This is a genomic window from Rhodococcus sp. JS3073 (assembly GCF_026810085.1).
GTDB classification, from domain to species: Bacteria; Actinomycetota; Actinomycetes; order Mycobacteriales; family Mycobacteriaceae; genus Rhodococcus_F; species Rhodococcus_F wratislaviensis.
The window spans coordinates 5,555,398-5,565,923 of sequence record NZ_CP113951.1 but is presented as its reverse complement, the minus strand read 5'-3'; the positions used below and the strand labels follow the sequence as shown (position 1 = coordinate 5,565,923).

The following is a 10,526-nucleotide window of genomic DNA, read 5'->3' as shown; positions in this document are numbered from 1 at the left end:
TCAGTCGATGTTTTCGCAATAGTAGGAGGTAGTCGTGGGTGTCGAGGTATCGGTCGAAGGTCTGACCAAGTCGTTCGGCTCGCAGAAGATCTGGCAGGACGTCACGCTGACCCTTCCGGCCGGTGAGGTCAGTGCGTTGCTCGGGCCGTCCGGTACGGGTAAGTCGGTGTTCCTGAAATCTCTGATCGGTCTGCTCCGTCCGGAGCAGGGGTCGATCGTGATCGACGGCACCAACATTCTCGAGTGCTCGTCGAAGGAGTTGTACGAGATCCGGAAGTTGTTCGGGGTGCTGTTCCAGGACGGTGCGTTGTTCGGGTCGATGAACCTGTTCGACAACGTGGCATTCCCGTTGCGGGAGCACACGAAGAAGTCCGAATCCGACGTGCGCACGATCGTGATGGAGAAGATGGAACTCGTCGGTCTGCTCGGGGCGGAGGACAAACTGCCCGGGGAGATCTCGGGTGGTATGCGCAAACGGGCCGGCCTCGCCCGCGCCCTGGTCCTCGACCCGCAGATCATCCTCGTCGACGAGCCCGACTCCGGTCTCGATCCTGTCCGCACCACCTACATCTCCCAGACACTGATCGACATCAATGCCGAGATCGACGCGACGATCCTGATCGTCTCGCACAACATCAATCTCGCCCGCACGGTTCCCGACAACATCGGTATGCTCTTCCGCCGGAAACTGGTGATGTTCGGCCCGCGAGAGGTTCTGCTCACCTCGGACGAACCGGTGGTCAAGCAGTTCCTGGGCGGCACCATGATCGGCCCGATCGGCATGTCCGAGGAGAAGGACGAGGCCACCATGGCGGCCGAACAGGCCATGGTCGACGCCGGCCACCACGCCGGCGGGGTCGACGACGTCGAGGGCATCGTCCCACAGATGAAGGCGACGCCCGGAATGCCGTTCCGGCAGGCGGTCGCCCGCCGCCAGGAACGCGTCCGCGAGATCATGCACACCCTGCCCGACAGCGCCCAGATCGCCATCCAGGAAAGCTTCGAGGAGGGCTTCGGGACGTACGACACCGAGGAATTCCCGCTGTACGAGGAACCCCTCGAATCCGTGTAATCCATCGTCAGCGAACGACTCGGCAAGAAGAGCAACACAACTCAGATCAACGAGAGGAACCCGTCATGACGACGAACAACAACGCATTCTTCATAGGAGGCGAGTGGCACGCGCCCACTTCCAGTGACGTGATCACGGTCGTGTCACCCAACGACGAGCAGGTCGTCGGTCACGCCCCCGACGGCGCCGAGGCCGATATGGACGCCGCTGTCGATGCGGCGCGCCAGGCCTTCGACGATCCCACCGGCTGGTCGCAGTGGGAGCCGTCGCGGCGAGCGGCGGCACTGAAGCGCCTCGCTGATGCGCTCGACAAGCGCGCACCCCAGATGGTCCAGGCTGTGAGCTCGCAGAACGGCATGCCCGTCGCCGTCGCGGAGAAGCTGGAAGCGGTCTTCCCTCAGATCCTGCTCCGCTATTACACGGGCCTGATCGAGAACGACGGATTCGAGGAAACGCGTCCGGGCCTGCTGGGCGGGTCGACCCTCGTGACCAAGGCCCCGATCGGTGTGGTCGGCGCTATCGTTCCGTGGAACTTCCCGCAGGCGCTCGCCGCATTCAAGTATGCGCCGGCCCTCGCTGCCGGGTGCACGATCGTCATCAAGCCGTCCCCCGAAACAGTGCTCGACAGCTACGTCCTCGCCGAGGCGATCGAAGAGGCGGACCTTCCGGCCGGCGTGATCAACATCGTTCCCGGCGGCCGCGAACTGGGCGCGTACCTGGTCTCGCACCCCGGCATCGACAAGGTGGCGTTCACCGGGTCGTCTGCTGCCGGCCGCAACATCGCCGAGGCCTGCGGTCGCCTGCTCCGGCCGGTCACACTGGAACTGGGTGGCAAGTCGGCGGCCATCATCCTCGACGACGCGAACCTGGATCTCGCCACCGTCGGGGAGCAGTTGTTCGGCGCGACCATGTTGAACAACGGGCAGGTCTGCTACCTCGGCACCCGCGTGCTCGCACCGCAGTCGCGTTACCAGGAAGTGGTCGACACGTTCAGCGCTCTGGCCGGGTCGCTGACCGTGGGAAGTTCCCTCGACCCCGCCACGATGATCGGCCCCATGGCGAGCGCCCGGCAACGCGACCGCGTGGAGTCCTACATCGCGAAGGGCAAGGGCGACGGCGCCCGCATTACAGTCGGCGGCGGACGCCCCGAGGGCCTCGAAAAGGGATGGTTCGTCGAGCCGACCATCTTCGCTGACGTGGACAACAACTACACCATCGCCCAGGAGGAGATCTTCGGCCCGGTGCTCTCGATCATCTCGTACCGCGACGACGAGGAGGCGGTCCGCATCGCGAACGACAGCGACTTCGGGCTCGGTGGCACCGTCTTCACGGCCGATCACGACCACGGGGTCGCCGTCGCCCGGCGCGTCCAGACGGGAACGATCGGGATCAACGGCTACCTTCCCGATCCCACGGCACCCTTCGGTGGTGTCAAAGCCAGCGGCCTCGGCCGTGAATTGGGCCCGGAAGCACTCTCCGCCTACCTCGTGCAGAAGTCGATCTACCTGTGACACCCGGGTGCGGGTGCGGCACACGCGCCGTACCCGCACCCTCCACGGAGCACTCATCCCGACGGGGTATTTCCCTCATCCCGGAGGAGGAGAAGACGTCCGTTTCATACCTTTTTTCCCACCCCGGTCGACATTATGGTTAGACCAATCACTCCGGCCTGTCTCCTGTCGAGGAGAGGCACCTGAAAGCAAGGATCCGCGCATGGATGTCATGGAACACGCGGGAGCCATTCTCCCCGAGGACCGCTACAGTGCGAGCACCCTCGAGGCGTTCCGATCGAACGGCTATTGGCGCGACGAGAGCCTGGCCGAACACGTGGATCGCTGGGCGACTATCGATCCGGACTTCGTGGCTGTCACCGACGGCTACGGGTCACTCACCCGAGGCGAGCTGCGGGCGCAGGCGTACCGCCTCGCGGCGGCACTGAAGAAGCTCGGCGTCGACAGCGGCGACCGCGTCCAGGTCCAGTTGCCGAACTGGAACGAATTCGTCGTCATCTACGTGGCGCTCGCCAGGATCGGCGCGGTACTCGTTCCGACGATGCCGGTGTACCGGCACGACGAGGTCCGGTACGTACTCGAGCACTCCGGCGCCAAGATCTCCTTCGTCACAGAGGAATTCCGCAAATTCCGGTACACCGACATGCTGGCCGAGGTCCGCCCGGAAGTGCCCGGACTCGAGCATGTCGTCGTCGTGCGCGGAACAGCGCGGGCAGGCGAGATCGCGTTCGAGTCACTCGCCGTCGGCGACCGCGTCCCCGGTGACGACGAACTCGGGCCGCCGCCGTCCGCCGATGCGGCCCACGCCATCATCTACACCTCGGGAACCGAGTCGCGGCCGAAGGGCTGCCTGCACACTTTCAACACGCTCTCGTTCACCGTCCACGGATTGGGTGGAGACGTGATGGGCCTGAACCCCGCTGACGTGATGTTCATGCCCTCCCCCGTCACGCATGCGACCGGACTTGCCGTGGGTGTTGCGGCACCCCTGATCCTCGGAAGCGGCATTCATCTTCTCGACGTGTGGGAACCGGGCGAGGGCCTACGCCGCATCGCGCAGTTCAAGACGACGATCAGCATGGCGGCGACACCGTTCCTTCAAATGGCGCTCGGGGCCATCGAGTCGGGCGCCGACCACGATGTCAGCTCGATGCGGATGTGGGTCAGTGCAGGCGCACCGATCCCAGAAGCACTCCTGAGGGCGTGGAAGAAGGCACTCCCCGCATGTCTCCTCCTCCCCGTGTACGGCAGCAGTGAGGGACTTCTGGTGACCGCTGTACGCGCGGACGACCCCATCGAGAAGGTGCTTTCCTCCGACGGACGGGCCTTCGACGGGGTCGATCTCGAGATCCGCGACGAGGAGGGTGCCGTCGTACCCGCCGGCGAGGAAGGCCAGATGTTCTATGGGGGTCCGGGGATCTTCCTCGGCTACTGGCGCGACTCCGAACGGACGGCGGCATCGGTCGACAGTCGAGGCTTCCTCGCCTCGGGTGATCTGGGGCGCGTCGACGCAGAGGGCTATCTGCGGGTCACGGGACGGATCAAGGACCTGATCATCCGCGGCGGTATGAATATCTCCGCGCGTGAGGTGGAAGAACACCTGCTGGCACATCCGCGCATCACGGGCGCGGCCGCGGTGTCCATGCCGGATCCCCGCCTCGGAGAAAAGGTGTGCGCCTTCATCGAGGTGAACGGTCCGGCGCCGACCTTGGACGAGCTGGCCGATTTCCTCCGAAACGAGCGGAAGGCCATGATGCAGAAGATTCCAGAGAAGGTGGTCGTCGTCGATCAGCTTCCCACCACCGCCACCGGAAAGATTCAGAAGTTCTTGCTTCGCAAGCAGGCGGCCGAACTGACCGGCAACGCGTAACACCTTCCGGCACTGCCGGATACCACGAGCAGGGGCTGTCGCAACGAGGTTGCGCCAGCCCCGTTTCGTTACCCCGATTCCCGACGAAGCAATCTCACCCCAAGGGCGTAGGAAGATCTCTCGTCGAGGTGACGTGTCATCGGGCGGCGCAGGAGAGACTTGGATCACACGAGAGACCTTGAAAGGAATCGAAATGAGCAAGATCACCTACGTGCTGCCCGACGGAAGTGAGTCGACGATCGACGTCCCGACCGGCCAGAGCATCATGGACGGCTCGGTCCGCAACAACCTTCCGGGGATCATCGCCGAATGCGGGGGAAGTTGCTCGTGTGCAACGTGTCACGTCATTCTCGACGAAGACTCCACGGGCCTGTTCGACGAGGCCACCGACGAGGAGCGTGATCTGCTCGAATACCTCGAAGGGGTGCAGTCACATTCACGCCTGTCGTGCCAGTTGATCGTCAACGGACAGTGTGACGGTGTCCGAGTCGTCGTACCGGACACCAACGGCTGACTCAGGTGGTGCGGCGGGACGAGGCGTCGGAGTCGGTCATCTCGAGGTACCGGTAGATCGCCTCCGACCGGTTCATCGCCCCCAGCTTCCGCAGGATCTTCTTGACATGCGATTTCACGGTGAACACGCTGATCACGAGTTCATCCGCAATTTCCGTGTTGGATTTTCCCGCCGCCAGGAGCTGGAAGACTTCGCGCTCGCGCCTGGTGAGTTCCTCGAGGCCCGGTGCGCGGCAATCGGAAGGCAGTGGCACCGGCGACCACGCCGCCGCACCGGCGCCACTCGGCTTTCCGAAAGCGACTTCGGCGTTCGACAGTCCCTCCGCCTCACGACTTTCCTCTTGCAGGCGTTCGAGGATCAACCGTTTCTGCTCGCTGAGCCGTTCGGCGACTAGGGCCCGTTCGAAGAGCGTCCCGAAGCTACCCGCGAAAGCATCGAGAAGGTCTCGCTCGGCGACGCTCGGCTTTCGCTCGTCGGCGCGACACGCGTGAATCAGGCCGATTACCCCCGTAGAGACCGCAATCGGGGCCAGGACGTACCCGCCGGCACCAAATAACGGGACACCTGGGACGGCCGTGGAGTTCCCCGTCGAAAGCTGCGGATTCGGCAGTACGAGGACTGCAGCGCGTTTCTGGACTGCCTCTTCCTCCGGCGACCCCGGCGCTATCGCTGTCGACGCCAGTGCAGTCACGTCCGGCGCAGAGCCCTTCTCGAACTGCGTCTCCACGATGGTCCACGCGTTATCGTGAACCTCGGACAGCAACACCCGGCCGAGGCCGGTCATCGCGGCGGCCTCGGAGCACACACTCCTGGACAACCCGGCCACCGTTTCGGCACCGCGAAGACGTCGAACGGCGCCTGCGAAGTCGGCGGCACCGACAACAACAGACGAGGACGGCGTTGCGTGCAGACGGAGGCGGACCTCTCGGATCTCGACGAGGAGCCGCCCGAAGGACACCTTCTTGTCCGCTGGGATCGACGACAGTCCACGGAGTCCTGCTTCGGTCGCCTCGTCCAGCATGGCGAGCACGAGGCCCGGTGACGCCTTCCGCGTCTCAGTCGGGGACTCTGGCCCGAAACCGAATTCCTTACGCAAGCGGCCGAGAAGCGATGTGGCCGTCTTCAGACCTTCGGCCTCGGCTCGCGACCGTGCCGAGTTCTGTGCCGGTGATTGGCCATTGTTCACGATGGCGTGCCCGTCATCGTCGGTTCTGGTGGGAATAGAGCACCGCCGCCGCGGCCCGCGTAGGCACCCGCAGCTTCTTGAGGATGTGCTTGACGTGTGACTTCACGGTTCCCTCGGAAATCACGAGTGTCTGCGCAATCTGATTGTTGGTGGCTCCGGTCGCGATATGGGAGAGGATCTCGCGCTCGCGGAACGTCAAGACCGCGTTCACCTCCACCGCGCTGGTCTCGTCGACGATGCGTCGAGGGACGGAGGACCGCACGTCCGGCGGGGGACGCAGGCCCAGTTCCGTCTTCTGCATGCGTTCGAGCATCGAATCGGTGGCGTCGAAGGAGGCTGCGAGTCGCGTCCGCTGCGCGCAGATTCGTTCTCGCAGTACCGCTTGCTCGTACACGAGAGCGAAGAACGTTGCGAACGCGTCCAATCGGTCGCGGTCGTCCGGGTCGAGCGAGTCCCGCACGCCAGGACGATCAGCATGTACGAGGCCTATCACTCTGCCCTTGGAAACTATGGGCGCGGCAACATAGCTGGAGCAGCGTGACACAGCCACGATCTCTTTGAACGTCCGGTCGTCGTCTGCCGGCGCTGGAACGAGGGCGGGCACTCGCCTGCGGACGAGTTCCGTCTCCAGCCGCGCCTCCGACAACGAAAATTCCGCGGAATCAACGAAGTACGAGAAATCCATCGGTGACCCGTCGAATTCGGGCTGCACGTGGAGTCTCTGCGGTCGCCACAGTGATCCACTGATCGCCGAGATCATGGCGCGCGCGAACGGGAGCGCAGAACAGATCGCCAATGGTGCCGCCTGAACGATGTCATCGGATGCGAGATCCCGTAGCCCGGCCGCGGCGTCGTGGACGGCACGCAACTCGGCGGCACGGCTGATGGCCGCGCTCTCGGCGCACCGCTCCTGGTGTTCTTCGATCCGGACCAGGAGGAAGCACGCCTCCTCGATGTCAGCCTCGGGTAGGCGTCCTTCGGTCAGCGCGTCCCCGAGTTGGTGTCGGGCAGCGGCGAGTGCGACATAGGCATCATTGAAGCTGCAAGCACGGAAACCCGGCCCGAGGATCTTCGCTGCCAGTTCTACATACTCGTGCGCGTGCTGAACGAGGCCCTCGTCCCGCACGGCGACCGACTGCGCTGTCCGACTCATCACGCTCCGTAGTTCAGTTGCCTCACGACGCGGATTGCGTCACAAGGCAGACGTTCCTCATCCGACAACCCAGTATATGTGACTGCCATCACTAAACACGATTCGCACACTGAGGGCAAGACGTGCCGCACACAGATTGGAGTGACCAATAGCGTTGGGAGGGTGCGCGTTCCAGAGCTGGCACCAGACACCGTGCGCCTGCCCGGCCGAGCAGCGCTCTTTGCTGCAACAATGTTACCATTAAAAAGGTACGACCGAAAGGAATTCTATGGACGCCGTGGTTTTACGAGAGTTCGGGGAGCCGGACGTCTTGAGGTTGGAATCGATTCCCGATCCGGTTGCGAGCCCGGGCTGGGTCACTGTCCGACTGAAGGCCGCCGCGCTCAATTGGCACGACGTTCTCGTTCGCCAGGGCAAGTACTCGTCCCCACTGCCCCATGTCCTCGGCGCCGACGGCGCGGGTATCCGCACGGACACGGGCGAGGAGGTCCTCGTCCTCCCGTCGCTGTGGTGGGGCGACCGCGAGGCGGCCCCCGGTGCGCAGTGGGAGATCCTCGGCGACCACCAGCCCGGCACTTACGCCGAGCTGGTCCGCGTCCCGGAAAACTGCGTCGCCCCGAAGCCTCGTGGCCTCAATTGGGAACAGTCGGCTGCCCTGCCCCTGGTCGGACTCACGACCTACCGCGCCCTCTTCACCCGCGGACGCCTCCGCGCCGGTGAGAATCTCCTCGTCCTGGGCGCCGGCGGTGGCGTCGCGACGATGGCAGTAATGCTCGCTTCCGCGATCGGCGCCAACGTCACCGTCACGTCCTCTTCTGCCTCCAAGATCACGCAGGCCCAGGAGCTCGGCGCCGCCAACGGCGTCCTTTACACCGACCCCGAGTGGCCGGACGCCGCGCGAGCGCTGTCCCCGGAGGGGCAGGGGTTCGATCTCGTCCTCGACTCCGTCGGGACGTGGGAGCAGTCCATCGCAGCGCTGCGACCGGGTGGCCGGCTGGTCGTGCTGGGGGCGTCGCGCAGCGATCTCGCCAGCCTCGACGTCCGGCCGTTCTACTTCGGCCAGTACGAACTGATCGGAACCACGATGGGCAGCCCACAGGATTTCGCCGGACTTCTGACGCTGCTCGACGCGAAGGACGTTCCTCCGGTCCCCGTCAGTGCCGTGTTCCCGCTCGCGGAGGCGGCGGCCGCGCACAAGCATCTCGAGCAGGGAAGCGGATTCGGCAAGGTCGTTCTGTCCCACGGCTGAGAACGGTGTCTATCATCGACCGCAACGTGGTTCGGTGACGAGGAGAGGACGCTCAGTGGCGAGTGAACCGCCGGCGCCCGCCGACGACGATCGCGGTGATGTGGTCGACTGGATGCGCACCGAATGGGCGGAGTCGCGGGATTCGGCCGAGCTGGAGTTCGCCACGACGATGGCGTTGCTGCGCACCCATCAATGGGTCGTCCGCGCCATGGACCGGGAGCTTCGCTCACTTCGCTTGTCGCGCAACGCATACCTCATTCTCACTTCGCTACAACTGTCCGACGAACACACTCGGACGCTCGGCAAGTTGAGCAAATACCTCATGGTCCACCCCACCACGGTCTCGATGGCGGTCGATCAACTCGTGAAGGCCGGCCTCGTCGAACGCCGCGCGCACACCACGGACCGCCGAACCGTTCTCGCCACGCTGACCCCGGCAGGCATGACCGTGGTCGAGGAAGCGAATGATCTTCTCGCCGGGGTTCGTTTCGGCCTGGCGTCGGTCGATACCGAGACGCTGGAAGCGGTGATCGGACAGCTTCAACAGGTCCGTCGCGCCGTCGGCGACGTCGAAACCGGGAACTGAGCCCAGCCCCTCTTCCCTGCTGACCGGTCGAGTCCGACCACCGTTCCGCGACGAAGTGCAACTACCTGGTGGACACCCCTTGCCCCAGATGCTTTGTCGACCTACTATTCAAACCTAGAATACTTCTTCAGGGCACGGAACGGACCGTCCGGCTACTCACTGCGCGCCGCGCTTCGTCTTCCCCGTCCCGAGCCAAGCAACGCACAGGAGCGCCTCCGATGGTTTCATTTGCATTCACCGACGAACAGGAAGAGTTCCGGAAGACGCTGGCAGCGTTCAGTGATCGTGTCCTCCTCCCGGGTTACCGCGACCGCGCGGCGTCGACCGAATTCCCCTTCGACATCATGAAGAAAATCGGCGACCTCGGTCTGCTGGGCATCGGCCTGCCCGAGCAGTACGGCGGAACCGGCACCGAGGATCCCGTTCTGCTCGGACTCGCCACCGAAACCCTGGCCTACGGCGACGTGAACATGGCGTCGGCCCCCGTCCAGATCGGCCTCGTCGCCTCCCAACTGGCGCTGTGCCGGGACGAGATTCAGGAGCGTTATCTTCCTCCCCTCATCCGCGGTGAGCAGACCATCGCCATCGCCCTGACCGAACCCGGGTCGGGGTCCGACGCAGGTGCACTGACCACCACCGCAACGGCGGTCGACGGCGGGTGGCGCCTGAGCGGTGAGAAGACAGCGATCTCCTGGGCGATGAATGCCACCGCGGCCCTCGTCTATGCGCGCGAGTCCGGATCGAGTCGCGCTCGGGGCGTCAGTTGCTTCGTCGTGCCACTCGACGCGGAAGGCGTCACCGTCAGCCACATGCCCGGCATGGGCTGTCTGCCGCTGGGCTGGGGAAGCATTCATCTGTCGGATGTCTTCATTCCCGAATCCCACCTTGTCGGTGAACTCGGCAGGGGCTTCCACTCGGTCATGGACCACTTCGATTTCAGCCGTGCCGCCCTCGGTCTGATGTGCCTCGGGGCGGCAAAGCAAAGCCTGGAGGAAGCCGCCGCATACGCCAAACAGCGGGAGACGTTCGGGCAGCCACTCTCCGAACACCAGGGTCTGGCATTCCAATTCTCCGAACACGCAACATATCTGGAGGGTGCGCGCTGGATCTGCTACCGTGCGCTGTGGCTCCGGGAAACGGCCCAGCCGCACACTGCGCTGGCGTCGATGAGCAAGTGGTGGCCGCCCGTCGTGGCCAAGAACGCGATCGAGTTCGCGATGCGAGTCCACGGCAACCTCGGCTACTCCACGGAATCTCCCCTGCAGCAACGCTACCGCGACGTCACCGCCTACCTCGTCGCGGACGGCACTGCAGAGATCCAGAAGCGGATCATCGCGAAGGACATTTTCGCGCGCGGCACAGTATCCCTCTGACAACATCACCCC

General features: G+C 64.5%; 9 protein-coding genes. 7 read left to right on the top strand and 2 right to left on the bottom strand.

From position 1 onward, the window contains the following. Window positions 1-34 precede the first annotated feature (34 nt). The 4 genes from OYT95_RS25120 (at window position 35) to OYT95_RS25105 (ending at window position 4,967) form a co-directional block, all read left to right on the top strand. Complete coding sequence (locus OYT95_RS25120) at window positions 35-1,072, top strand: ABC transporter ATP-binding protein (protein ID WP_128641242.1); 1,038 nt, start codon at window positions 35-37, stop codon at window positions 1,070-1,072. A gap of 65 nt (window positions 1,073-1,137) precedes the next feature. Continuing rightward, window positions 1,138-2,583 (top strand): aldehyde dehydrogenase, encoded by a 1,446-nt coding sequence (locus OYT95_RS25115; RefSeq protein ID WP_268789433.1) that lies wholly within the window; start codon window positions 1,138-1,140, stop codon window positions 2,581-2,583. A 202-nt stretch (window positions 2,584-2,785) separates the two neighbouring features. Then, window positions 2,786-4,453, top strand: a complete 1,668-nt coding sequence (locus tag OYT95_RS25110; protein ID WP_268789432.1) for an AMP-binding protein — start codon at window positions 2,786-2,788, stop codon at window positions 4,451-4,453. Between the two features lie 193 nt (window positions 4,454-4,646). Beyond that, window positions 4,647-4,967: a 2Fe-2S iron-sulfur cluster-binding protein gene (locus OYT95_RS25105; RefSeq protein ID WP_037231323.1), complete on the top strand. Its 321-nt coding sequence runs from the start codon at window positions 4,647-4,649 to the stop codon at window positions 4,965-4,967. A gap of 1 nt (window position 4,968) precedes the next feature. On the opposite strand, the gene OYT95_RS44480 is transcribed toward OYT95_RS25105, so the two are convergent. After that, entirely contained in the window at window positions 4,969-5,988 is a 1,020-nt protein-coding gene (locus OYT95_RS44480; RefSeq protein WP_328286566.1) for a helix-turn-helix transcriptional regulator, read from the bottom strand. A 178-nt stretch (window positions 5,989-6,166) separates the two neighbouring features. Next, on the bottom strand, window positions 6,167-7,306 hold the full coding sequence (locus OYT95_RS25095) for a LuxR C-terminal-related transcriptional regulator (RefSeq protein ID WP_037231319.1): 1,140 nt from the start codon (window positions 7,304-7,306) through the stop codon (window positions 6,167-6,169). Window positions 7,307-7,574: 268 nt separating this feature from the next. Between OYT95_RS25095 and OYT95_RS25090 the strand changes: the two genes are divergently transcribed. From OYT95_RS25090 to OYT95_RS25080, 3 genes are all read left to right on the top strand, one after another. Next, complete coding sequence (locus OYT95_RS25090) at window positions 7,575-8,555, top strand: quinone oxidoreductase family protein (protein ID WP_268789431.1); 981 nt, start codon at window positions 7,575-7,577, stop codon at window positions 8,553-8,555. A 55-nt stretch (window positions 8,556-8,610) separates the two neighbouring features. Beyond that, window positions 8,611-9,141 (top strand): MarR family winged helix-turn-helix transcriptional regulator, encoded by a 531-nt coding sequence (locus OYT95_RS25085; RefSeq protein ID WP_009475490.1) that lies wholly within the window; start codon window positions 8,611-8,613, stop codon window positions 9,139-9,141. A 218-nt stretch (window positions 9,142-9,359) separates the two neighbouring features. Then, the gene (locus OYT95_RS25080) at window positions 9,360-10,514 is read left to right on the top strand and encodes an acyl-CoA dehydrogenase family protein (protein ID WP_268789430.1); all 1,155 of its coding nucleotides are present in this window, start codon (window positions 9,360-9,362) and stop codon (window positions 10,512-10,514) included. Window positions 10,515-10,526 lie beyond the last annotated feature (12 nt).

Coding starts and splice junctions, on each gene's coding strand:
- OYT95_RS25095 (WP_037231319.1), bottom strand. CDS start 7,306: ATGAGTCGGACAGCGCAGTCGGTCGCCGTGCGGGACGAGGGCCTCGTT.
- OYT95_RS25110 (WP_268789432.1), top strand. CDS start 2,786: ATGGATGTCATGGAACACGCGGGAGCCATTCTCCCCGAGGACCGCTAC.
- OYT95_RS25080 (WP_268789430.1), top strand. CDS start 9,360: ATGGTTTCATTTGCATTCACCGACGAACAGGAAGAGTTCCGGAAGACG.
- OYT95_RS44480 (WP_328286566.1), bottom strand. CDS start 5,988: ATGCTGGACGAGGCGACCGAAGCAGGACTCCGTGGACTGTCGTCGATC.
- OYT95_RS25105 (WP_037231323.1), top strand. CDS start 4,647: ATGAGCAAGATCACCTACGTGCTGCCCGACGGAAGTGAGTCGACGATC.
- OYT95_RS25115 (WP_268789433.1), top strand. CDS start 1,138: ATGACGACGAACAACAACGCATTCTTCATAGGAGGCGAGTGGCACGCG.
- OYT95_RS25090 (WP_268789431.1), top strand. CDS start 7,575: ATGGACGCCGTGGTTTTACGAGAGTTCGGGGAGCCGGACGTCTTGAGG.